General features: G+C 62.9%; 22 protein-coding genes. 9 read left to right on the forward strand and 13 right to left on the reverse strand.

The annotated features are described in order from the left end of the window. Nucleotides 1-21 precede the first annotated feature (21 nt). Entirely contained in the window at nt 22-612 is a 591-nt protein-coding gene (locus tag AC07E3_RS16395) for a glutathione S-transferase family protein (RefSeq protein ID WP_336069220.1), read from the forward strand. Nucleotides 613-630: 18 nt separating this feature from the next. Beyond that, nucleotides 631-2,085, forward strand: coding sequence for a glutamate synthase subunit beta (locus tag AC07E3_RS16400; RefSeq protein WP_478363376.1), 1,455 nt, complete (start codon nt 631-633; stop codon nt 2,083-2,085). Between the two features lie 22 nt (nt 2,086-2,107). Here AC07E3_RS16400 and AC07E3_RS16405 read toward each other — a convergent pair whose 3' ends face one another. Both AC07E3_RS16405 and AC07E3_RS16410 read right to left on the reverse strand, forming a co-directional pair. After that, the gene (locus AC07E3_RS16405) at nt 2,108-3,349 is read right to left on the reverse strand and encodes an SGNH/GDSL hydrolase family protein (protein WP_478363378.1); all 1,242 of its coding nucleotides are present in this window, start codon (nt 3,347-3,349) and stop codon (nt 2,108-2,110) included. A 23-nt stretch (nt 3,350-3,372) separates the two neighbouring features. Then, nucleotides 3,373-4,599: a lytic murein transglycosylase gene (locus tag AC07E3_RS16410; RefSeq protein ID WP_336069226.1), complete on the reverse strand. Its 1,227-nt coding sequence runs from the start codon at nt 4,597-4,599 to the stop codon at nt 3,373-3,375. A gap of 200 nt (nt 4,600-4,799) precedes the next feature. Between AC07E3_RS16410 and galU the strand changes: the two genes are divergently transcribed. Beyond that, nucleotides 4,800-5,672 carry a UTP--glucose-1-phosphate uridylyltransferase GalU gene (galU, locus tag AC07E3_RS16415; RefSeq protein ID WP_065815777.1) on the forward strand — a complete coding sequence of 291 codons (873 nt, stop codon included), beginning with the start codon at nt 4,800-4,802 and terminating at the stop codon, nt 5,670-5,672. 93 nt (nt 5,673-5,765) lie between these two features. Here the strand turns inward: galU and AC07E3_RS16420 are convergent, their stop codons facing one another. After that, nucleotides 5,766-7,283 (reverse strand): outer membrane beta-barrel protein, encoded by a 1,518-nt coding sequence (locus tag AC07E3_RS16420; protein ID WP_336069228.1) that lies wholly within the window; start codon nt 7,281-7,283, stop codon nt 5,766-5,768. Between the two features lie 252 nt (nt 7,284-7,535). Between AC07E3_RS16420 and AC07E3_RS16425 the strand changes: the two genes are divergently transcribed. Then, complete coding sequence (locus AC07E3_RS16425) at nt 7,536-8,531, forward strand: KpsF/GutQ family sugar-phosphate isomerase (protein WP_065815775.1); 996 nt, start codon at nt 7,536-7,538, stop codon at nt 8,529-8,531. Between the two features lie 44 nt (nt 8,532-8,575). Here AC07E3_RS16425 and AC07E3_RS16430 read toward each other — a convergent pair whose 3' ends face one another. The 4 genes from AC07E3_RS16430 to AC07E3_RS16445 form a co-directional block, all read right to left on the reverse strand. Further along, the gene (locus tag AC07E3_RS16430) at nt 8,576-9,037 is read right to left on the reverse strand and encodes an NfeD family protein (protein WP_336069232.1); all 462 of its coding nucleotides are present in this window, start codon (nt 9,035-9,037) and stop codon (nt 8,576-8,578) included. A gap of 4 nt (nt 9,038-9,041) precedes the next feature. Further along, nucleotides 9,042-10,001 (reverse strand): SPFH domain-containing protein, encoded by a 960-nt coding sequence (locus tag AC07E3_RS16435; RefSeq protein ID WP_336069234.1) that lies wholly within the window; start codon nt 9,999-10,001, stop codon nt 9,042-9,044. A gap of 210 nt (nt 10,002-10,211) precedes the next feature. Then, entirely contained in the window at nt 10,212-11,276 is a 1,065-nt protein-coding gene (hemH, locus tag AC07E3_RS16440) for a ferrochelatase (protein ID WP_478363380.1), read from the reverse strand. Between the two features lie 128 nt (nt 11,277-11,404). Beyond that, on the reverse strand, nt 11,405-13,507 hold the full coding sequence (locus tag AC07E3_RS16445) for a 5'-nucleotidase C-terminal domain-containing protein (protein ID WP_478363382.1): 2,103 nt from the start codon (nt 13,505-13,507) through the stop codon (nt 11,405-11,407). Between the two features lie 218 nt (nt 13,508-13,725). Between AC07E3_RS16445 and AC07E3_RS16450 the strand changes: the two genes are divergently transcribed. Further along, on the forward strand, nt 13,726-14,235 hold the full coding sequence (locus AC07E3_RS16450) for an OsmC family protein (protein ID WP_336069242.1): 510 nt from the start codon (nt 13,726-13,728) through the stop codon (nt 14,233-14,235). Here the strand turns inward: AC07E3_RS16450 and modC are convergent. From modC to AC07E3_RS16475, 5 genes are all read right to left on the reverse strand, one after another. After that, complete coding sequence (modC, locus tag AC07E3_RS16455; RefSeq protein WP_478363384.1) at nt 14,210-15,331, reverse strand: molybdenum ABC transporter ATP-binding protein; 1,122 nt, start codon at nt 15,329-15,331, stop codon at nt 14,210-14,212. The genes AC07E3_RS16450 and modC overlap by 26 nt on opposite strands. Further along, a complete protein-coding gene (modB, locus tag AC07E3_RS16460; protein WP_478363386.1) occupies nt 15,328-16,011 on the reverse strand; it encodes a molybdate ABC transporter permease subunit in 684 nt (227 codons plus the stop codon). The genes modC and modB overlap by 4 nt, the downstream gene beginning before the upstream one ends. Nucleotides 16,012-16,020: 9 nt before the next feature. Continuing rightward, on the reverse strand, nt 16,021-16,758 hold the full coding sequence (gene modA / locus AC07E3_RS16465) for a molybdate ABC transporter substrate-binding protein (protein ID WP_478363388.1): 738 nt from the start codon (nt 16,756-16,758) through the stop codon (nt 16,021-16,023). 979 nt (nt 16,759-17,737) lie between these two features. After that, nucleotides 17,738-18,433, reverse strand: a complete 696-nt coding sequence (locus AC07E3_RS16470) for a tellurite resistance TerB family protein (RefSeq protein WP_349365663.1) — start codon at nt 18,431-18,433, stop codon at nt 17,738-17,740. Nucleotides 18,434-18,552: 119 nt separating this feature from the next. Beyond that, nucleotides 18,553-19,323, reverse strand: coding sequence for an HD domain-containing protein (locus AC07E3_RS16475; protein ID WP_478363390.1), 771 nt, complete (start codon nt 19,321-19,323; stop codon nt 18,553-18,555). A gap of 74 nt (nt 19,324-19,397) precedes the next feature. On the opposite strand from AC07E3_RS16475, the gene AC07E3_RS16480 reads away from it, so the two are divergent. After that, the gene (locus AC07E3_RS16480) at nt 19,398-19,982 is read left to right on the forward strand and encodes a TetR/AcrR family transcriptional regulator (protein ID WP_478363392.1); all 585 of its coding nucleotides are present in this window, start codon (nt 19,398-19,400) and stop codon (nt 19,980-19,982) included. Between the two features lie 69 nt (nt 19,983-20,051). Next, complete coding sequence (locus AC07E3_RS16485; protein WP_478363394.1) at nt 20,052-20,909, forward strand: alpha/beta fold hydrolase; 858 nt, start codon at nt 20,052-20,054, stop codon at nt 20,907-20,909. Here AC07E3_RS16485 and trhO read toward each other — a convergent pair. Continuing rightward, a complete protein-coding gene (gene trhO / locus AC07E3_RS16490; RefSeq protein ID WP_478363396.1) occupies nt 20,906-21,856 on the reverse strand; it encodes an oxygen-dependent tRNA uridine(34) hydroxylase TrhO in 951 nt (316 codons plus the stop codon). The two genes, AC07E3_RS16485 and trhO, sit on opposite strands and share 4 nt — an antisense overlap. Nucleotides 21,857-22,017: 161 nt before the next feature. Between trhO and AC07E3_RS16495 the strand changes: the two genes are divergently transcribed. Continuing rightward, on the forward strand, nt 22,018-22,896 hold the full coding sequence (locus AC07E3_RS16495) for an N-acetylmuramidase domain-containing protein (RefSeq protein WP_478363398.1): 879 nt from the start codon (nt 22,018-22,020) through the stop codon (nt 22,894-22,896). A gap of 131 nt (nt 22,897-23,027) precedes the next feature. Next, nucleotides 23,028-23,666, forward strand: a complete 639-nt coding sequence (locus AC07E3_RS16500) for a 2-dehydro-3-deoxy-phosphogluconate aldolase (RefSeq protein ID WP_322340550.1) — start codon at nt 23,028-23,030, stop codon at nt 23,664-23,666. Nucleotides 23,667-23,808 lie beyond the last annotated feature (142 nt).

The following is a 23,808-nucleotide window of genomic DNA, read 5'->3' on the forward strand; positions in this document are numbered from 1 at the left end:
CCGTCCTTGGGAGAAAATGCGATGGACATTTTCGGCGATCAGAATTCGGGCAATTGCCTGAAGGTCAAATACACGGCGGATCATCTCGGGCTCGCCTATCGCTGGCACGAGCTTGACATCATGGCGGGCGAGAGCCGCACCGGGGCCTTCCTCGCCATGTCGCCCTTCGGGCAGGTGCCGGTGGTGCGGTTTGATGATGGTCGCACACTCGGGCAGTCCGGCGCGATCATGCGCTATCTGGCGCGGGGCAGCGCGCTCCTGCCCGATGACGCGTTCGCCGCGGCGGAAATGGACCAGTGGATGTTCTGGGAGCAGAATTTCCACGAGCCCAATGTGGCAGGCGCGCGTTTTCATGTGGTCTACCGCAGGGAGCCGGTGGAGACGCGTGATCCTGACAAGGTCGAGCGGGGCGAGGCCGCGCTCGATTTTATGGATAATGCTCTGAAGACGCGTGACTTTTTTGTCGGTGATGCGCTCACCATCGCCGACATTGCGCTTCTCGGCTACACGCGGCTTGCCCCTCAGGGCGGATTTGAACTCGACGGGCGCAGGGCGCTCACCCGCTGGATTGCACGGTGCGAGGAAGTCCTCGGACTTCCGGCACTACAATAGAATAACGGGGTTTACTCGATGGGTAAGGTTACAGGTTTTCTCGAAATCGACCGGCAGGTCCACAAGTATCAGCCGGCATCCGACCGCATTCGCCATTTCCGCGAATTCACGCTGCCCATGTCGGACAAGGAAGTCGAGAAACAGGCCGCGCGTTGCATGGATTGCGGCATCCCCTATTGCCACGGGCCGACAGGCTGTCCGGTTCACAACCAGATTCCGGACTGGAACGACCTCGTCTACAATGGCGACTGGGACGAGGCGATCCGCAACCTGCATTCCACCAACAACTTCCCCGAATGGACGGGCCGCATCTGTCCCGCGCCCTGCGAGGAAGCTTGCACGCTCAACCTCGAAGACATTCCCGTTGCCATCAAGACGGTCGAGCAGGCCATTGCCGACAAGGCCTATGAATCCGGTTTCGTGCGGCCCTATCCGCCCGAGCACAAGACCGGCAAGACCGTGGCCATCATCGGTTCGGGGCCGGCGGGCATGGCGGCGGCCCAGCAGCTTGGCCGCGCAGGTCATCAGGTTCATGTCTATGAGCGCGAAAGCAGGCCGGGCGGTCTGATGCGCTACGGCATTCCCGATTTCAAGATCGAGAAGCACTATATCGACCGCCGCGTCGAGCAGATGCAGGGCGAGGGCGTCACCTTCCATTGCGGCGTGAATGTCGGCGTCGACAAGCCGGTCGAGGACCTTCTTTCCGAATATGATGCCGTTTTGTATTGCGGCGGTTCGGAGCGCCCGCGTCCTGCCGGTATTCCCGGCGCCGACCTCGAAGGCGTGCACGACGCAATGCCCTATCTCGTCCAGCAGAACCGGCGTGTGGGTGGCGAGGACATCCAGTCCGTTGCCTGGGCTTCCGATCCCATCCTCGCCGGCGGCAAGCATGTGGTGGTGGTCGGTGGCGGTGATACCGCGTCCGACTGCGTGGGCACGGCGTTCCGTCAGGGGGCGGTGCGTGTCACCCAGCTCGACATTCGTCCGCGCCCGCCGGAAAAGGAAGACAAGCTCGCCGTCTGGCCCTATTGGGCGACCAAGATGCGCACTTCATCCTCGCAGGCCGAAGGTGCGGAGCGCGAGTTTCAGGTCGCGACGCTCGAATTCATCGGCGAGGACGGTGTTCTGACCGGCGTGAAATGCTGTCAGGTGGATGAGAAGAGAAAGCCGGTCGCCGGTACCGAGTTCGTCATTCGCGCTGACCTCGCCTTCATTGCCATCGGCTTCTCCGGCCCGGCGGAAACGGGCGTTCTGTCGGAATTCGGAGATCGTCTGAAAACCGATGTGGATCGCCGCAACTCGGTCAACGTCAACGCCAATGACCGGGATTACAGGACGACAGTCGACCGGCTGTTTGCGGCAGGCGATGTCCGCCGTGGTCAATCGCTGGTTGTCTGGGCGATCCGCGAAGGACGCCAGGCAGCACGGGCGATTGACGAGTTCCTCATGGGAAGTTCCGTCCTGCCGCGTTAAGCCGTCTCAGCGCGTACTGAAATCAGGGCGTCGCCTGGGCCGGGGGGCCGGGCGGCGTTTCGCTTTTCGGAGTTGCGTTCGTGCGCAGGGAGAAATTGTCAGCACGACCGGGCTGGGCAACAGGTTCCGGCGTGGCCCCGTCGCTTTGACCGCGCTCCTGACGTGCGATCGGTTTTACCACAGCGCCCATCAGTTCCAGTCCGCCGTCGAGCGCGGGGTCGGAAAGGGAGATCGGCATGGTCCGGTTCACCGGGGAGGGGTTCTCGGGGTGCAGCACGAGCGCCGGGAGGCTCTCCATGCCAAGCTCGCCGATATCCGGAGACACGGCCTCGCCGAGCAGTTTGTTGAGTGGCTTCTCTACGTAAAAGGCCACCTTGCGCTTTCCTGAACGTGTCAGGTTGATGCCATCACTGCCGCGCAGGCGCACCGGCTGCCCGTTCATGTCGGGGCCGGTGAAGATAAAACCGCCGTTTTCGTCCACGAAGCCATCCCAGATGTCCACGAACGAACCGTCGACCGCCTCGACCGCGGTCTTGTAGATGTCGTTGAAGGCGAGCATGTCCGAAGACATGCTTGATGACTTGAACGAGGGCAGGCCGCTCCAGATGAGCGGGATTTTCTTTTCTTCCAGCGCAGCGGCAAAAGTCTCGACCCTTTGCGTGTATTCCACGAGCCAGGCTTCTGAGCGTGGTGCTTCGCGTTTGCCGTCGACGACGAGCTGCTGGCGGTCGTTGGAGCCGATCATCATGACGACGACAGTGGGCGACACGTCCTCCAGTATGCCTGCAATCTCGCCGTTCCAGTCGTAATAGTCGTCACGCACGAAGCCTGACGATCCATTGCTGCGGTTGACCACGCGGACGCCGGGCGATTCCGCATAGGCTGAACTCAGCCCTTCTGCGAGGCCACCGGCCAGGAAGTCGCCGAGAACAAGCACGACACGGGCATTCTCCAGCTTCTCGACTTCAGGCGGCGGTGGAGGTTGCGGGGCCGCGCTGCGGGTGGCCGAGCGGCGGCGTTGTGTGCCCTGCTGCTTTCGTGGTGCAGAGCGCTGGCGCGTTGCGGGGCGTTCCGGCTGGCGCTGGCGCAGTGCTCCTCCGAAAAGGAGGTCGAACAGGCCACGCCGTTGCTCACGCCGGTATTCCTGCGCTTCTGCGGTGGAAGGAATGACAGTTGACGCGGGCATGGCCAGACTGAAGGCGATAACGGCAAGCGCGATGCACTTGCCGCTGCCGTCAGATTTTTTGGTCCGGTTGGCCTTCATGCCCCGCGTTCCGTGCTCCCGGTTCAGTTTCCGCGCAGGCGGCGCAGGACTTCCTTGCCGGGATGGCCGTCCTGCTGCATGCCGCTGCGTGCCTGGAAGGCGCGGATGGCGGCACGCGAGCCTGAACCGATCTTGCCATCGATCGGACCGTCATAATAGCCAAGCGCGCCGAGACGTTTTTGCAGTTCTTCCGTTTCGGTATAGCTCAGCCGTTCGAACGGGCGGTTCCAGTCACGCACCAGCCCGCCATATCCTGCGATCTGATCGGCGAGCAATCCGACCGCGAGCGCGTATTTGTCGGAGTTGTTGTAGCGCTTGATGACCTGAAAGTTCTTGGTCACCAGGAAGACCGGTCCTTCCCGGCCATCCGGCAATTTCAGCTCGGCGCTGTCGCTCGGGCGGGGGAATGGCTTGCCATTGGCGCGCACCACGCCGATCGACTGCCAGCGGCTGAGTGACATGTTGCCGCCGGGAAACTTGCGTCCGCCGGGGAGGGCAGCCGTCTCGTAGCCCCAGGTCTCGCCTGCGCGCCATCCATTGCGGCGCAGAAGATTGGCTGCGGTCGCCAGCGCGTCGGGGATCGAGGTCCAGATGTCGCGGCGGCCATTGCCGTCCATATCGACCGCGTAAGCCTGGTAACTTGTGGGGATGAACTGGGTGTGCCCCATCGCGCCCGCCCAAGAGCCGGTGAGGTGGCCGACGTCGATGTCGCCGGTCTGAAGAATCTTCAATGCGGCGATCAATTGCTGGCGGGCGAACTTCGCGCGCCGCTTGTCGGCATAGGCGAGTGTGGCGAGAGAACGCGGTACGCTGCGCATGATGCGTTCGTTCTTCAGCACTTCGCCATAGTTCGATTCGATCGACCAGATGGCGAGCAGAACGTAGCGGCTTACGCCGAACTGGCTTTCAATTCGATCAAGCCACGGCTTCCACTGGCGGGCAAGCTGGCGACCGCGCTGAATTGCGTCTTCCTGCACACGATTGTCGAAATACTCCCAGGGCTCGGCGCGGAATTCGGGTTGATAGCGTGCTTTCTCAAGCACTTCGGGGTCGGGTGCGGTGATGCCGCGGAAGGCGCGATCATAGGTGGCACCGGATACCCCGTTCTGAATGGCCACGCTGCGGAACTGCTGAACCCAGCGCTGAAAGCCCGCATCGGCGCTGGCCGGTTGAAGGGTTACGGTGTAGGCAACCACGAAAGAAGCGATCAATGTCGCGACGAGGTTTCGTGGGGGCGAGCGGAACAACATCACGATCTCCGTTACAGGTACTCCAACGCATCCATGGCAGGTCCCGGTTAGAAAAACGTTTACCATGCTGTTATTGTCCGTGATCATTCTTCCGGGGAACTTGTCACGATATACGCGCATTCATTCAGGAAACATCAATCCGGCGTTGCTATGGCGTCGCCACATCCCTTTCCAGCAACCTTTTCGGGGGCCTATTTCTAATGACGAAACTTCGCAAAGCGGTATTTCCTGTCGCTGGTCTCGGAACACGTTTTCTTCCGGCCACCAAGGCAATTCCCAAGGAAATGCTGACGGTCGTCGACAAACCGGTGATTCAGTATGTGGTCGACGAGGCACGCGAAGCCGGTATCGAGCACTTCATCTTCGTGACGGGACGCAACAAGGCTGTCATCGAGGATCACTTCGACATTCAGGTGGAACTTTACGATACATTGGAACGCCGCGGCAAGAACGAGGTTCTGGAACGCCTGCACGGTATGCAGCCGCAGCCCGGGCAGACGAGTTTTACCCGCCAGCAGGAACCGCTCGGTCTTGGCCATGCGGTCTGGTGCGCGCGCGAGCTGGTCGGCAATGAGCCGTTTGCCCTTCTTTTGCCGGACATGATCATGCAGGCGCCGAAGGGATGTCTGTCGCAGATGGTGGAGGTGTTCGAGAAGACCGGGGGCAATGTGGTCTCGGTAGAAGAATGCGAACCTTCCCAGACTCACAAATACGGCATCGTCGGACGCGGTGACGATGTCGCCGGAGGCTTCGAGATCAATGCGATGGTTGAGAAACCGAAGCCGGAAGACGCGCCGTCGAATTTCTACATAAACGGCCGTTATATTCTTCAGCCGGCGATATTCGATCTTCTCGCCCAGCAGGAGCGCGGGGCGGGCGGTGAAATCCAGCTCACCGATTCGATGCTGACGCTGATGCAGCGCCAGCCATTTCACGGCTATCACTTTACCGGCCGCACGTTCGACTGCGGTTCGCCCGAGGGGTTCGTGGAGGCCAATCTTGCCTTCGCGCTCGAGCGTCCCGAACTGCGCGAACATGTGCTGAGGGTTGTCGAGGCTTCGGGCCGAAGCTGATTCAGAATTTTGGGAAAACGCCGCGTTTCGCCCTGAAATGGCGGCGTTTTCCGGCTTTTCCGGAATTTTGGAGCGAATTCCCGAAAACGTGTTTTACCGCTGCATTCGGATGCCCATGAACACGCTCGTGGCATCGTAATCGCGGCCCGGAAGGCTGCTCGTGCGCTTCTCATAGCGGGCGCGGCCGGTCAGGCCCAGCGTGCGGTTGAGCCACCAGGTCATGCCGGCTTCGCCGTTCATCGTCAGGTCGTGCCCTCCGCTCATATAGTCGCGCCACGAAAGGCCGGCAGCCGCCTCGGCGGTGAGGTTTGCGCGAATCTGACGTTCAAGCCGCAATGTCCCAGCATACAGGATAGACCCGCTGTCGCCTGCATCCGTCGTGCCTTCGATGGTGGTGGAGCCATCGAACCGCACATTGGTACCGCGCTGTGGCGACCAGTTGAGGGCTGCGGCGAGCGCCAGCCCCGAAACCGTGTCCAGGCGCTCGTCGTCAAGGTCCTCGGCGATCCAGCCGATGGACGCTTCGCCGGAGAGCTTCTCCTCGATATCGACCATGACACCGGCGCGTGCGGCAAGGCGTGTTGCCGAGCGCTCATAGCCGGCGCTGTCCTGCGTCTCGTCATAGAACCGGCGACCGAACTCGCCCTCGATGAACGGGGTCAGGGCCGGCGAGATGGCATAGCCGGTGCGCAGGCGCAGCGTGGCAAGCGTCGCGTTGCGCTCTTTCTGCGAGAGCGTGCTGCCATCGATCAGCGTTGCGTCGCCATATTGCTGGCGTGACACCGATCCGGTGGCACTCAGGCGCAGTTTTCCAAAATCCTTCGAGAGGCCGAGACTGCCGTCGATGGTGTGACGCAGCGGACGCTCGTCGACGCCGGTAATGATCACGGGGGAGGATGCGGATTCGGGGCTTATCGAATAACCCAGGCTGGCGAGCGCCGTGTAATCGCGGGCCAGATCGAAGCGCAGGGTGCCGTCAATGCCGCCTTCGATGTCCGAGACTTCATCGCCAGAAACCGACTTGCGATAGATGCCATAGGCGTCCACCGTCGCTGCATGCCGCGCCCAGTCGGAAACCGCGTTCAGCCTGAGCGTTGATTGGGAAACAACGGCTTCGCTGCCATTGGTGCTGGAATCGGCATTGGACGTCCAGGTCAGTCCCTGCTCCAGCGTGGGGATGACGGTGAAAGTGCCGAACCTCAGCCCCAGCGGAGCATAGGGATTTTCGTCTGTGGCCTGAAAGTCGCCTTCGATCGCCCCGGTGCGTGGATTGAGCGCTTCTGCACGTTCAATCCGTTCAAAACCGGAGTTTTCCTCTTCGTTTTCGGGAATGCCCTGCGTGACGATCGTGTCCAGCGGTGGTTCCACCGGCCGCGTCGGGTCGTTCTGAGCCGTGCGGGCGCGCTCGCGCGCGACGGCGGTGGAGGGCACCCGGGTTGAGCGTTCGTTCTCGGCCTCGGCCGGCTCGGCTGGGCTCGGTGTCGCCGGCTCGTAACGCGGTGAGGGAAGCCCGGTTTCAGCCGTGCTCTGGATGGATGATGTGATGTCCGTTTCGGAGACGAGACCGCGCAGGCCTTCGGCCTGCTGCGTCTGCCCGACAGCAGGTGTCAATGCATTCAGACACGGGGCAATCAGACACAGGCCGAGCGCAGTCGACCTGTACCATCCGCATATGCGGGAACCCACTCTGACACCGGGACGAGACATACAGATCCAGACTATCAAGACGCGCCATGATTATGCTTACCGAAATCTAAAGCTCCATGGTTAACGGAAGGTTGAGCCCTGCCGCGTTATCCTCCGTCACTCGCCTGTGAACAATCTGAATGGACAGCAGGTCATCAAGGCGGTAAGGGCAGTGCCATGCTGAAAGACTCTTCCATGAACATCGACCGGAAAAGCGTTGTCGCTTCCGCCGTTCGCACGCTTGAAACGGAACGCGCGGGCCTGAAGGAACTGGCCGAAGCTCTCGACAACGGACTTGCCGACCCCTTCGCGGAGGCGGTGCGCATCATCGCCGGGATCAAGGGGCGGCTGATCGTGACCGGCGTGGGCAAAAGCGGCCATATCGGCTCCAAGATTGCCGCCACACTCGCTTCGACGGGAACGCCAGCTTTCTTCGTGCATCCGGCGGAGGCCAATCACGGCGATCTCGGCATGATCGGCGATGACGACGTGATCCTCGCCATGTCATGGTCGGGCGAAACCACGGAATTGCACGGCATCGTCGCCTATGCGCGGCGCTTTGCCATCCCGATCATTGCCATCACGGCAGGCAAATCATCGGCACTTGCAAGGGAGGCCACGGTCGTTCTCGGATTGCCGCGTGCGCCCGAAGCCTGCCCGCACGGGCTCGCGCCCACCACGTCGACGGTTCTGCAACTGGTCATCGGCGATGCGCTGGCGGTGGCGCTGCTTGAAGCGCGGGGCTTCACGGCCGATCATTTCCGCACTTTTCATCCCGGCGGACAGCTCGGCGCGAAACTGACACAGGTGCGCCAGATCATGCATTCGGGCAGTGAACTGCCGCTTGCCAGCAGCGGTGCGCTGATGCGTGAAGCCATTCTGGAAATGACCCAGAAAGGGTTCGGCTGTGTCGGTATTACCGATGCGGACGGTGTGTTGATCGGGATCATCACCGATGGCGATCTGCGCCGCCACATCGATAGCGAGCTGCTCTCCATGACGGTCGATCAGGTGATGACACGCAATCCGAAAACGATCGGACCGGAAACACTGGCGGAAAGCGCGCTGCAGATCGTCAATTCATCAGCCATCACCACGCTGATGGTGGTTGAAGACGGCAAGCCATGCGGTGTGGTGCATCTGCACGATCTGCTGCGCATCGGCGCTGCCTGATCAGGCGGGAACAGATGCTTTGGCCGGTCTGACCGGCCAATTCGTCAAACCGCCTCCACGCGCAAGGTGCCAGCGTCCACCGAAGCGACCCTGACGCGCGTGCCTGCCGGCAGTTCGGGGCCCGCGACGCGCCACAAGGTGTCGTCAAGCCGGATGCGGCCAAAGCCGTTCTCGATGGCCTCCTCGAGCGTTGCCGTGCGTCCGACGAGCTGCTCCCTGCGACGATTGAGGAGCGGTTGGTCGGTTTCTTCGTTGCGGCGCGAATCCATGAGGCGTTTGCCGGCATAGGCCGAGATCAGCGAGAGCGCCAGGAAAACCAGAACCTGCACCTGCCAGCTCCAGGCCGGCAGGTCCCACAATTGCAGCGAAAGCGCGCCGGTCAGAATGGCGGCGATGCCGATCCAGAGCAGGAAGACACCGGGTGCCAGAATCTCGGCTGCAAGAAGCACGAAGCCAAGCAGCATCCAGTTCCAGGGGCCGAGTTCCGCGATTACATGCTCGATCATGGCGCTACTCCTGCGCCGGTCCCGTGCGGGGCGGACGGGCCGATGAGACACGGTTTGACTGCGCTTGCGGTGTGCCGCCTTCGCCGAACACTTCGCGCGCGATTGAACCGATGCCGCCCAGCGAGCCGATCAGCGAGGAAGCCTCGAAAGGCATGAGAACGATCTTGTTGTTGCTGGAGGAGCCGATGGTGGCCAATGCCTCCGTGTATTTCTGCGCAACGAAGTAATTGACGGCCTGGACGTCGCCGGCAGCAATGGCTTCCGAAACAACCTGAGTTGCGCGGGCTTCCGCCTCAGCAGCGCGCTCGCGCGCTTCGGCATCGCGGAAGGCAGCTTCCTTGCGGCCCTCGGCTTCAAGAATCTCGGCCTGCTTCAGGCCTTCCGCCTCCAGAATCTGCGCGCGCTTGTTGCGCTCGGCCATCATCTGGCGGGCCATCGATTCCACGAGATTGGCCGGTGGATTGATGTCCTTGATCTCCACTCGGGTCATCTTGATACCCCATGGGCTCGCCGCATCATCGACAATGCGCAGAAGCTTCTCGTTGATTGCGTCGCGGTTGGACAGAAGTTCGTCGAGGTCCATGGAGCCCATGACGGAGCGAATGTTTGTCATGGTCAGGTTGAGGATCGCGTTCTCGAGACCGGAGACCTGATAGGCTGCCTCGGCGGCGGTGAGCACCTGGTAGAAGGCGACACCGTCGACGGCGACAATCGCGTTGTCACGGGTGATGACTTCCTGGGTGGGAACGTCGAGCACCTGCTCCATCATGTTCATCTTCGCGCCGACGCGATCGATGAAGGGGACAATGAGATTGAGGCCGGGCGTGAGCGTTTTCGTGTAGCGACCAAAGCGCTCGACGGTGAAGTTGAAGCCCTGCGGAACGGTCTTGATGCCGGCAAACAGCAGGAGCAGGACAAGGACGACGAGTACTGGAATGATGAAGTCAAAACCGGAGAAAGGCATATTCGGCTCCTGGGACCGCTTCAGCGGGGCATGAGTGATACGCGAGCGCGCAGTTTAAGGCACTACGCCACGATGTGAATAGAAAGACCACGGATCGCACCACCACGGAAACAGACTGCACGGAGGCAAAGCCTGTTTCCACAGCAAGTTGCATCGCGGTGCATATGCCTCGCCAAATATGACGTGCCTGTGGCAAGGCGGCGTCCGATCCTACAGCCAGCCCGAAAGCTCGCGGCGTACAAGTGTCTCGATCACGGCCATGCCCTCATCCGTGTCGTTGAGGCAGGGGATATGTGTGAAGTTCTTGCCGCCGGCTTCGTGAAAAATCTCTCCGGCCTCACCGGCGATTTCTTCAAGCGTCTCCAGACAGTCGGAGACGAAGCCAGGATTGAACACGGCGATGGATTTGACGCCCTCTCTGGCGAGCTTTTCAACGGTCTTGTCGGTATAAGGCTGGAGCCATTCTTCCGGGCCGAAGCGTGACTGAAAGCAGGTCATGAGTCTCTTCTCGTCCCAGCCGAGGCGTTCGCGCAGGAGGCGGGTCGTTTTCTGGCAATGGCAGTGATAGGGGTCGCCGCGCCTGAAATAGCTTTGCGGGATGCCGTGATAGGAAGCGATGACGACTTCCGGCTCGAAATCCAGGCTTTCGAGGTGCTTTTCGATGGAGCGGGCGAGCGCCTCGATATAGACCGGCTCGTCCTGATAGGAGGGCACGGTGCGTATGGCCGGCTGGAAGCGCATCTTCGCAAGCGCTTCAAAGAATTTGTCGTTCACCGTTGCCGTGGTGGTGGCGGAGTATTGCGGGTAGAGCGGGAACATGACGATGCGGTCGCAGCCGCGCTCCATCAGACTCTTCGTCACCGTCTCGATGGACGGCTGTCCGTAGCGCATGGCCCAGTCGACAATGACATGATCATGTTCACCAAGCGCCTCGCCGAGCTTTTCCCCCTGAGAGCGGGTGAAGGTGCGCAGCGGCGATTCATTGCGCTCCTGATTCCAGATTTCCGCGTAAGCAGCGCCTGACTTCTTTGGCCGCGTGTTGAGAACGATGCCGTAAAGGATCGGATACCAGATGGCTTTCGGCCATTCGATGACGCGGGGATCTGACAGGAACTCCTTCAGATACCGCCGCATGGGCGCGTAGTCCGTGCCGTCGGGCGTGCCCAGATTGACGAGAAGAACGCCTACCTTGCCGACGCGGACAGGTGGGTGTTCTGCTGGCAGCGGGCCAATGGCCTTCGTCGCTTTTGGGTCGATTTTCGTGGGGAGATTCATGCTTTGGCTCCGATCATGCAAGGGAAGCTAGCGAAGCCGGGCTGGTTTTCAATGGAGCGCGTGGCCGCAGGGGCGAAAAAAGAGCCCCGCCGTGTGGCGAGGCTCCATGAAGCTCTGGAAGCAACCGGTCAGTTTGCCGATGGGAGGTTTAGTTCCATGCCGACGTCGATCCGGTTGGGATTGATCTGCGGATTGGCTTCCGCGATCGCCCGCCATTTGGCCGGATCGCCATAATGTGTGCGGGCGATCTCCCAAAGCGTGTCGCCGCGTGCGACGGTGTGGGTTTTCTTCTCGCCTTCCATGGCCTCACCGGCGGTGCTGGCAGCCTCCTTCATCGTGTCGGAAGCGTCCTTGGCCATGCCCTCCATGGCTTCACCGGCCTCTTTCGCGGCATCGCCGGCGGTTTCGGTCATCTTTTTCATGGCGTCGCCGGCCTCTTCAACAGCCTTGTCCGCCATTTCCTTGGCGCCTTCAGCCATACTCTCGACGGCTTCGCCAGCCTTTTCAACGGTCTCTTCGACCGCTTTTGGCGCCTCGCTGGCAATCGTTTTCGACATCTCGGGCAGGTCGGGGGTTGTGGCCTCGGTCTCTGCTCCTGCAACGCTCGCCGCGACCTTCGTGATACGGCCGTCGATGGCTGGCGTATAGGGGCTGTTTTCGGCCAGATAATCGGCAAGAACCTGTTCAAGGCCCGGGCCGTAGTCATAGGCGTTTTCGGCATTCTCCGCGAAGAGCCTGTAGCCATCACCACCATTGCGCATGAAATTGTTGGAGGCGATGGTGTAGGTGGTGCCCGGGTCGATCGGAGACCAGCCGTCGCCGTCCTTCACCTCGACGGACTTGATGCGGCCTTCGCCGGGAGCGACGGACGGATCGAAGCTGTAACGCAGGCCCGAGACCTGCGGGAAACGGCCCGCGCCTTCCTCGATCTGGCTCACGCCGCTTTCCAGCGAGGCGACGACGTCGGCGCCCTTCAACTGGAAGGTGGCAAGCGTGTTCTGGAAGGGCAGGACACCGAGCACTTCACCCATGGTGACTTCGCCGCCATCGATGGAGGCGCGCAGGCCGCCGCCATTGGTTATGGCGAACTGCACGCCCTGATCGGCGGTGCGGGCGACCATGGCGTCGGTCACGAGATTGCCCATCTCGCACTCACCGGCGCGGCAGGTTTCGCGGCTGCCATCCACGGGGGCTGCGGTCTCGGCGACAATCTTGTTCTTCAGTTCCTCAATGGGGCCGGCCAGCTCCTGGACGCGGGCGACAACGGCCTCATCCTTGGCAACGGAAGCGTCGATCAGCTTGACGTCGCCGGTGGCGGCGGTGACGACACCTTCGTCACTGAAGGTGAGCTTCAGTTCGCCGAGATATTTGGAATAGGACGCGGCCTGCACCACGGGCACCTGATGGCCGTCGGGATTGTCGACCATGGTCGGATAGGGGCCTTCGGCACCTTCGACCGTGTTGGACAGGAGCGTGTTGGAGTGGCCACCGACGACCACGTCAACGCCGGAGATTTTGGCGATGGCCTCAAGGTCGCGCGGATAGCCCACATGGGTGAGCGCGATGACCTTGTTTGCGCCTTCGGCGGTGGCGGCTTCGACGGCTGCGGTGATGCCCGCGACATCCTCGATGATGGAGACGTTTTCGCCAGGCGAGGAAAGCTCCGCCGTGTCATTGGCGACCGCGCCGACAATGGCGATCTTCTCGCCGCCGACATCGAGCAGCAGATACTCCTTCACCCGGTCGCCCAGCGCGGAGGCTTCCTTGGCCTTGACGTTGGAGCCCAGCACGGGGAATTCGACCTTGTCGAGGAAGGTGGCGAGGCCGTCTTCGCCGTCGTCGAATTCATGATTGCCGACGACCATGGCGTCGGTCTTCATCAGGTTCAGGAACTCGGCTTCGGCGGCACCCTTGTAGGTGGTGTAGAAGAGCGATCCCTGGAAATTGTCGCCGGCGTTCAAAAGCAGAACGTTTTCGCCTTCGAGCGCCTTGCGGGACTCGGCCACTGCGGTGACGAGGCGGGCAGCACCGCCAAAGCACTCGCCGGCTTCATCGTCTTCTGGCGAACAGGTGGAATCGTATTTGTTGATGGGCTCGATGCGGCTGTGCCAGTCGTTCATGTGGAGAATGTTGAGCGTGTAGTCGGCGAAGGCCGCGCCGGCGCTCAGCGTCAGTGCCGATGCGGTCAGCGATGCAAGGGCAAGGCGCTTCCTGAAGATCGATCTGTTCATTGTGACTTCTCCCGAATGGCTCTTTGCGGTCTCTACCGCCGCATTGTGACGCCGTTTTAAAGGCTGTCCGGGCCGCATGTTTTCACCGGCTTGCAAGTGATGCAAGTGAAACTTGGGTGGCAGGCGGGAAGTTCGCTGGGGCACGCTTATGGTGCTATTCTGGGCGGTGCTGAAGAGCCTGAACAGGTCAGGACCAAACCTCGGGGAAGGTGAATGCCATGGACGCTGCAGAACTGCGCGCCATTCAGGCGCCGATCAAGGACCGCTATCGCGGCGAGCCGGGCGCAGCCCTCATCACGCTTCACGCCAGGGGCGCGCTCGACGATCAGAACATTGCCTGCAAGGTGGAGACCGGCCGTGCTATCGCCATTGCCGGACTGCACCCGGCGACGGGCGGAACGGGGCTGGAACTGTGCTCTGGCGACATGCTGCTGGAGGCGCTGGTCGCCTGCGCGGGCGTGACGCTGAAGGCCGTAGCCACGGCGCTGGAGATACCGCTTCGGGCGGGCGTGGTTTCAGCCGAGGGCGATCTCGACTTTCGCGGCACGCTGGGCGTGGTGAAGGATGCGCCGGTGGGCTTTGCGGAAATCCGGCTGTCCTTCGATCTCGACACGGATGCATCGCAGGAGCAACTCGATCAGCTTCTGAAACTCACCGAGCGCTACTGCGTGGTTTACCAGACGATCGCGAACGGCCCTTCGCTCAGCGTGGCGATGACGCGAATGTGAGCGCGGGGCGAGGCTTTTCGATACGGGCCATCTCTACGGAAACGGCCTTGAGCAGGGCGTGAACCCGGCTGCCCGGCTGAAGGTCGAGCGCATCTGCCGATTTTGCCGTGATGCGGGCCAGAAGCTGCTGCCCGCCGAAGCCGAGCGCGACGGTGGCGAATGCGCCGTCGCGGCGAATTTCCTCGACAATTGCGGGAAGCTGGTTGCGGATCGACAGTCCGTCATGGGGCGCATTGGCGATGGCGACATCGCCGGCCCGCACGCGCAGCCGCACCGTCATGCCGGGTGCAAAGCCGTTTCCGGTCAGCTCGATGCGGTCTTCATCAAGCGCGATGACGGCGGTGTGGTAAGCGGGGTCAACATCGGTGATGCGGCCTTCAAGGATGACGCCGGCCTCGTCGGGATCGCCGCCGGCGGCAAGGCCGAGGCGGGCGAGGATGGCGGCGGCGGGGCCGCTGTCGGAAACGCGTCCGTTTTCGATCAGCACGACCGTGTCGGCCAGACGTGCGACCTCCGAGGTTTCGTGGCTCACATAGAGGATGGGAATGCCGGCCTCGGTGCGGATCGCTTCCAGATAGGGCAGGATCTCGTTGCGCCGCGCCTTGTCGAGCGAGGAGAGCGGCTCATCCATGAGAAGCAGCGCAGGGTCGGCAAGCAGCGCCCGGCCAATGGCGACGCGCTGGCGCTCTCCGCCTGAAAGCGTGGTGGGTGCGGCATCGAGACGGTCTTCAAGGCCAAGCAGGGCCACCACTTCATCGAAAGCGCGGGATGCCGGGCGGCGACCGGCCCAGCGGGCATAGGTGAGGTTTCTGCGCACCGAAAAATGCGGGAAGAGGCGCGCATCCTGAAAGACGAAGCCGATGCCGCGTTTCTCCGGTGGGAGGTTCGTGCGGGTGGCCGAATCGAACAGCGTGCGCCCGCCTGCCACGATGCGCCCCGACTGCGGACGGGCCGTGCCCGCGATCATCTTGAGCAGGGTGGATTTGCCCGCGCCGGATGGCCCGAACAGGGCGGTGACGCCTGCGCCGGCCTGAAAGGCGGTTTCGATCTCGAAACTACCGGCGCGGCCCCTGATGTCGACGTGTAGAGCGGTCATGCGCGTCCTCCGGCGGTGAGCCTACGGGCCAGATATTCGGACGCGACGATGGCGGCGAGCGCCAGGGCAACGGCGATTGCGATGAGGCGAAGGGCGGCGGCATCGCCGGATGGCGATTGCAGCAGCGCGTAGATGGCGAGCGACAGGGTCTGCGTTTCGCCCGGAATGTTGGAAACGAAGGTGATCGTCGCGCCGAATTCGCCGAGCGCCTTGGCGAAGCCGAGCACGGCGCCGGCAATGACGCCCGGAAGGGCGAGCGGCAGGGTGACGGTGAAGAACACGGTGAGACGCGATGCGCCGAGCGTGCGCGCGGCCTCGCCAAAGCCCTGATCCATGGCTTCCAGCGACAGGCGGATGGGCCGCACGAGCAGCGGAAACGCCATGACGCCGGCGGCGAGCGCGGCACCTGTCCAGCGGAAGGCGAAGCTGATGCCGAACAGGTTTTCAAAGAGCTGGCCAAGCGGGCCTTTGGAGCCGAACAGGATCAACAGGCCATAGCCGGTGACGACCGGCGGCAGCACGAGCGGCAGGGTGACCAGCGCCTGAACGACGCCCTTTCCGGGGAACTCCCTGCGGGCCAGAAGCCAGGCGACCGCAAAGGCCGGAACGAGCGCGCAGAGGATGGCGGTCAACGCCACCCTCGCGGACAGGAGTATGATCGAAAGTTCGGTCTCGCCCATGTCGGCAGTCTATTCCGTAGCTTCGGAAAAACCGAGATCGGTGAAGATCGCGCGACCGGCCTCGCTTTTCAGGAAGGCGAGGAAGGCTTCTGCACTTTCGGCTCCATCCTTCGTGGCGGCGGCGGGGTAGAGGATCGGTGCGTGGCTGTCTGCCGGGAAGACATAGGCGCGCACCAGATCGCCGGCGGCTTTCTGGTCCGACCCGTAGACGATTGCCGCTTTCACCTCGCCACGGCTGGCGAGCTCCAGCGCCACACGGACGTTTTCACCGAACACGGCGTTTTTTTCGACGTCTTTCCAGATGTCGAGGTTTTCGAGCGCCGTGCGGGCATATTTGCCGGCGGGCACATGGCTCGGGTCGCCCATGGCGAAGCGTTCGTCGAGCAGGGCGCTGGGGCTCTCCACCGGCTCTGTGCCCTCTGCGGCTGCGATGACGAGATTGTTGCCGGCGATGATGGTCTCGCTGTCGGCGCGGACCAGATCACGTTCGACCAGATACGCCATCCAGTCGGTGTTTGCTGAGATAAACACATCCGCCGGCGCACCGGCCTCGATCTGTCGGGCGAGAACGGAACTGGAGGCGAAGGAGACGACCACTTCGTCGCCACCGGCCGCCTGATATTCGCCCGCGGCGCGCTCGATGGCGTCCTTCATGCTGGCAGCGGCGAAGACGGTGATCTTTTCGGCGGTGGCCGCCGTGGAAAGAGAAGCGAGGAGGGCGAGGCTCACAAGAGCACGTTTGAACATGGAACCACCATAGGTCATTGGCGCGGACGGGTGCCGCGTGCCGGTCAACGGGAATGCATGGTGGTCAGGTCTGGACATTCGCGCCCCGAATGCCGCCCGAACCTTGGGACAGAGGCAGCCATCACGCGCTGCCCGGGCCGGATATTAGGAGGGGCGTGACGGCGGGGTCAAGGGAGAATGGGGCAAAGCGCTGGGGATGGGGGTGGTGTGGGGTGTGGTGGGCATTTCGGGAATGCCGGTGCTCGCCCCTCATCCTCACCTTCTCCCCGCGTGCGGGGAGAAGGGGCATAGACGGTGGGGCTGGGTTGTCTGACGGCGTGGGGCCTTTGGGCTTTAGGCGGGACGGTTGAGCTGCCTCCTTCTCCCCGCAAACGGAGAGAAGGGGACCTCGACGTTGGGGCCGGGTTGTCCGGCGGTGTGCGGCCCTTGGCTTTTAGGCGGGACGGTTGGGCAGCCTCCTTCTCCCCGTTTGCGGGGAGAAGGTCCCGGCAGGGGGATGAGGGGCGGGCGGGAATGTGTGCGGTGTTGCGCGGGCTTGGACGCTGGGGCTGTGGCGATGCCGGTGCTCGCCCCTCATCCTTACCTTCTCCCCGCTTGCGGGGAGAAGGGGGCATTGACGGTTGGGCTGGGCTGTCTGGCGGCGTGCGGCCTTTGGTTTTAGGCGGGGGGGGGGGTGAGCTACCTCCTTCTCCCCGTTTGCGGGGAGAAGGTCCCGGCAGGGGGATGAGGGGCGGGCGGGAATGTGTGTGGTTTTGTGCTGACTGGGACGTGAGGGCTGTGGCGATGCCGGTGCTCGCCCCTCATCCTCACCTTCTCCCCGCGTGCGGGGAGAAGGGGGCATTGACGGTTGGGCTGGGCTGTCTGGCGGCGTGCGGCCCTTGGCCTTTAGGCGGGGCGGTTGAGCAGCTTCCTTCTCCCTGTTTGCGGGGAGAAGGGGTGGCCATGACTGGAAGATCATGACCGGACGGTTGAGAAACGGTCAGGCCGTTGCTTCGGAGACGGTTGCCTCGATGTGGTCGACAAGCGGGTCGGGCAGGCGCAGGCGGCCGGCGAGCATGTCGAGATAGCCGCGCTCGGCGCGGGTCTTCGGCTCGATGGTGAGGCGCGACGCCGTGTAGAGCTCGATTTTCTGGGCGTCGGTCTGTGCGGCCTCGACCAGCGCATCGAGATCAACCGGGCGCTCCAGCTCGCGCATGAGGAAGGCTTCCTCTTCGCTGTCGATGCCGGAGAGCCTGAGCTTGTCGGCGATCTTGGCGCGCTCGCCTTCATCGATATGGCCGTCGGCGCGGGCGGCGGCGATCATGGCGCGCACCAGCGCCAGCGCGAATTCGCCTTCGCCCTGCGGGGCCTGGGCCGGATTGAAGCTGGTGTCTTCCGGCGGGGGCAGAAGCTCGCCTTCTTTCGCGGCCTCGGTCGGCTCCTTGCCTGCCTGATAGTTCTGATAGGCCTTGTAGGCGATGCCGGCCACGGCGGCGAGGCCGCCGAGCTTGAGCGCGCTGCCGGTGACGGAACGTCCAGTGCTGGTGCCTAACAGGACGGCTGCGATGGCGCCGGTTGCAAGCGGATTGTCCTTGGCGAGCTGAACCGCCTGGCCCGCCTTGTCGCGCACGGTTCCCTGCGTTCCGGGCACCTGTGAGCCCAGAAGGTCGTTCAGCAGCTTCTTTGGATCAAACATCCGCATCTCCTCGTTTCGCGCCTGTCGCGCCGTAGCGTTGGCGAAAAGGTAGGAACGCATTTGTGGCATTGCAATGTTGGAGGATGATGCAACCGGCAGGGGAAGACGAAAGTCCAATGTCATCCGAAGGGCTCGGCAGGAGCCTTGCCGCCCGACAGCCCGGTCATGATGGCGGGGCGGGTGCCCTTCCTGTGTTCGGCTGTCTCGAACCGGAGGGCTTCGATGACGCCGTCGCGCGGGAAATGCTCCAGAACCCGCGCCAGTGTGGCGGGTGCGATGCGGTGGCGGCCTGCGCCGAAGAGATCGCAGACCGCGCCGCGCGACACCAGATGCGCCTCTACGCCATGCGCGCGGGCGGACACCCATCCATTGAGATGAAGCGCGATGGCGTCTCCGACCTTCTGGCCGATCTCGCCGCCATGTCCCTTCGCGCAGAGATGATCGCGCGCCCGTTCGCCGCCGCTAAGCGCAAAGCAGCGCGTGCAGAGTGACGGCTCGTGGCGTTCGGTCAGGCCGATATCGTGCAGGATGGCGGCGGCGAAAAACAGGGCGGGATCGTGGTCGAGGCGCTCATGGGCCGCGATCAGTGACCCGAACAGATAGGTGCGCCAGCTATGGAAAAGCAGCGCATCGCGATGGGTTTCGGTGGCGAGCTGAAGCGCGTCTTCCACCAGCGCGGTCTGCGGCGGCATCAGCGCGTCGAGCGAGACCGGAGCCGGGGTGAGAAGGCCGAGGCGGTGGCGAACCGTGTCGAGTGCGGCATGCACCTGCACGAAGGCGAGATTGCCGATGAGGCGGATTTTCTCGCCGCTGCTCAATGTTCCATCCGTTCCGTGGCCCCAGGCGAGCGTGCCCATGGCTGCGATTTGGGGATGTGGTGATTCGGTCATCGTGATGCGCCTTGATATTTGTACTGTTTCGCATAAAAATGCACGGAGATGAATTTTATGCAAGATGGTACAAAATGATTGCACGCCGAGGACGCCCGCCGGCCTACGACCGTGAAGCGGCGCTGATGGCCATCGCGGAAGCGTTTCGCCTGCGCGGCTATGCCGCTGCCTCGCTGGACGAGATCGCGCGGGCAGCGGGGATGAACCGGCCCAGCCTTTTCGCCGCGTTCGGCAACAAGAAGGCCATGTATCTGGCTGCACTTGAAGATTACCGGCGGCGGATGGAGCAGGCGGTTTCGCCGGCGCTGGAGGGTGAGGGGCCTCTGGGCGATGCGCTGACGGGGTTCTTCGACGCGGCCATCGGCTTTTATGGCGAGGGTGCCGCGCCGGGCTGTCTCGTTCTGTGCACGGCAACGGCGGAAGCACCGGCTGATGAGGAGATCGCAGCCGCGCTGGCGGACACGATCAGCGGGATCGAGGCGCAGCTTACGGCGCGGATTGCGCGCGAAGCGGCTGAAGGTGAAGCGGCGGGGCTGGCGCAGTTGATGGTGTCGGTGCTGATCGGCATTGCCGTTCAGGCCCGTGCGGGCGCGGACGAGGCGGCGCTGAAGCGCTTTGCGCGCGCCAGCGTGGCTGCGGCATTGCGTCAGGCTTTGTGATCGGGCTTTGACATTTCGCGCATCGGGTGGCACTGGCTCCAGCCCGATTTTCAAAAGCAAGGCATTCACGTGACCGACGTCATTTCTCACACCCTGACCCTTTCCGATGGACGCGGCCTCGGCTGGCATGAATGGGGTGCGCCTGCAGGCCGTGTTGTGATTTTCTGCTCCGGCGCCGGCATGGCGGGAGCGATCCCGTTTGGCGGCGCGGCGGCAGAGCGGCTTGGCCTGCGCATTGTCGCGGTGGACCGGGCGGGGCTTGGTGCGTCTGACGCGGACCCGGAAAAGAGCTTTCAGCGCTGGAGCGCAGATGTGGCGGCGCTGCTTAAGCATCTGGGTGAAGACAATGCGCTTGCGATGGGCTTTTCGCAGGGTGCGCCTTTTGCGCTGGCGCTGGCGGATGCCGGCGTGGCGAAGGCCGTCGCGCTGGTTTCAGGGCAGGATGAGCTTTCTGCGCCGAAGGTGTTTGCGCAATTGCCCGGGCCTGTCGCCGATATGGTGCAGCTTGCCAAGGACGATCCGGCGCGTCTGGAGGCGGATATTGCCGCCTTCGCGACAGCCGACTGGCTGTGGCAGATGATCGAGACGATGAGCGGGCCGCAGGACCGCGCCTATTATGCCGGCGAGGCGTTTGCGCCGCTCTATCGCGCAGCGCTGGCGGACGGGTTTCGGCAGGGGGCGGCGGGGTATGCCCGCGACACGCGGCTTGCCATGGAGCCATGGCCGTTCCGGGTCGAGGAGATTGCCTGCCCGGTGGCGTTGTGGTTCGGCCTTGCCGATACGAGCCCGGTGCATTCGCCGGATTTCGGCGCGACGCTGCATGGCCGTTTCGTCAACAGCACGCTGCACCGGCTTGAAGGCGAGGGCAGCGCCATTCTGTGGAGCCATGCGGACGCGATCCTCGGGGATCTAGCTGCGGCGATCTAGGTCTTGTGCTTCTCTGACGGCGTGCCGATGGGGAAGCTCTGGCCGCGCTTCTCGGCCAGTTCCACCTGGCGCTGGCGCTCGGCATAGCGGGCGCGGTCTGCTTCGCTGCGGGTTTCGGCGCAATGCGGGCAGGAGATGCCTTCCTGAAACAGCGGGGAGGCGCGCTCCTGAGGCGTCAGCGGATGCCGGCAGGCGCGGCACAGGGTTGCATCGCCCTCTTCGAGGCCGTGGCGAACCGAGACACGTTCGTCGAACACGAAGCACTCGCCTTCCCACAGGCTTTCCTCGGCCGGAACCTCTTCCAGATATTTCAGAATGCCGCCCTTGAGGTGATAGACGTCGTCGACGCCGATCAGCTTCATATAGGCTGTGGCCTTTTCGCAGCGGATGCCACCGGTGCAGAACATGGCGACCTTGCGCCCCTTGAGGCGATTGAGGTTGCGCTCGGCCCAGGCGGGGAAATCGCGGAAGGTTTCCGTTTCCGGATCTTCGGCGCGCGAGAACGTGCCGATGGCGGTTTCGTAGGCGTTGCGGGTGTCGACGACCAGCGTGTCGGGATCGGCGATCAGCGCGTTCCAGTTAGAAGGCTCCACATAGGTTCCCACCTGATTAACGGGATCGACCTCGGGCACGCCCATGGTGACGATCTCCTTCTTCAGCCGCACCTTCATGCGGTGGAAGGGCATTTCGGAGGCCGTGCTGTATTTGACCTCGATGTCCTTGAGGGCAGGGATCGTTTCCAGATGGGTGATCAGCGCGTCGATGGCTTCGGGCGTGCCGGCAACGGTGCCGTTGATGCCTTCGGCGGCGAGAAGAAGCGTGCCGCGAATGCCGCGTTCGCAGCAGAATGCGGCAAGCTCGGGACGCAGCACTTCATACCCCGGCAGGTCGGCGAAACGGTATAGCGCGGCGACGCGAAATCTCTGTTCAGGCGTGGAAGAAATCATGCGCGGTCTCCTACGCTTCTCCCCGTCGGCTTGCAAGAAAAAGCGGAGTTCTCCCATTCCCGAGGTGTCGCGGCAGGGTATTTAAAATTGTATCATTTTCAATTTATCCCCTTTTGATTGTGTCGATCGATAATTGTCGAAAGCAATTACGGGCGAGAGCGATGTTTTCAGAAACAGCAATCAGGGAAATCGGTGAAGCGGCTTTACAGGCAGGATTTGAACCGGCCCTGCTTCTTGCGGTGGCTCAGGTGGAGAGCGGTGGCAGGTCACATGTCATGGTTCGCGGTCGGGCAGAGCCGGTGATCCGGTTCGAAGGGCATTATTTCGACCGGAGGGTTGCAGGCGGCAAGCGGGCGGAGGCGCGGGCGGCGGGGCTGGCTTCGCCGGAAGCCGGCGGAATAGCCAATCCGCGGGGTCAGGCCGAACGCTGGGTGCTTTTTGAGAAGGCTGCGCGCATTGACAGAAAGGCAGCGTGCGAATCCGTTTCCTGGGGGCTGGGGCAGGTGATGGGAGCACACTGGAGCTGGCTCGGCTTTGCCGATGTGGAGGCGCTGGTGGCCGAGGCCCGGAGCGGGACCGCCGGGCAGGTTCGTCTGATGCTGCGCTACATCGAGAAGGCGGGGCTGAAGGAGGCGCTGGCTGCGCGGAACTGGGCACGGTTTGCGCGGGGCTATAACGGGCCGGGCTACAGACGCAACCAGTATGACCGGAAGCTCGCCCGGGCCTACCGGGCCTATGCGGCGCGCGAAACATCCGGTGCCGGCGACCTGCTGCGGATCGGTGCACGGGGCGCTGCGGTGGCGAGCCTTCAGGCGATGCTATGCGCACTGGGCTACCCGGTGGTCGTGGACGGGGTGTTTGGCGCACGGACGGAGATGGCTTTGAGGCGCTTTCAGAAAGAGGCCGGCCTTGTTGTGGACGGCGTGGCGGGAGGCGCGACATGGCGCGCGCTGCAGAACGCGCTGCCTTTTCGCGGTTTGCTGCGGCGCCTTTGGGGCCGGTTGACCGGCTTCTGGAAGCGTTTGCGAACAGACAATTGAGGTTTGCGGCTTGCCAGTTTTGGGAGAAAAGTGTTCATGGGCGGCGAAATACGTGTATTGAACCGTTTTAACGGTGCGGTTTCGCCTGAAATGTAGAGGCTTTGAGGAGACGTGTGCACATGAACGCTGCCATGCAGAAGAAGAACGAGGTGCTGCTGGCGATCCTGGAAGGTCAGCCGGTGATCCCGGTTCTAAAGATCGACCGCCTGGCGGATGCCGTGCCGCTGGCGCAGGCACTGGTGAAGGGCGGGCTGCCGGCCATCGAAATCACGCTGCGCACGCCCGACGCCATCGATGCGATCCGTCTCGTTAGCGAGGAAGTGCCGGAGGCGATTGTCGGTGCCGGCACGATCCTGACCTCGAAGGACTTCTCCTACGCGGTGGCGGCCGGTGCGCGGTTCATCGTCAGCCCCGGCATCACGCAGGAACTGCTCGATGCGGCATCGATGTCCGAGGTGCCGTTCCTGCCTGGTGCGGCAACGCCGAGTGAGGTGATGGCCGCGCGTGAGGAAGGCTACAGCCTTCTGAAGTTCTTTCCGGCCGAGCAGTCGGGCGGCGCGCCCTTCCTGAAAGCCCTTTCCTCACCACTCGCTTCCATCCGTTTCTGCCCGACGGGCGGTGTCTCGCCGAAGAATGTGCATGACTATCTGTCCTTGCCGAATGTGATCTGCGTCGGCGGCTCCTGGGTCGCGCCCGACAAGGCGATCGAGGCCGGAGACTGGGCCTCCATCGAGGCGCTGGCTCGTGAGGCAAGCGGCCTCAAGGGCTGAAAAAGCCTGTTCTCAAACGAAAAAAAAGCGGGGCCCCGGAGCCCCGCTCAGACCACTGACAAACCCCGTCGATTTTCGGCGGGGTTTTGTTCAAGTGTGTGCGGTTTCTGGTTTTTGCCTGTCAGGAACAGGCGTCATCAGG

The organism is Nitratireductor lacus (assembly GCF_056431025.1).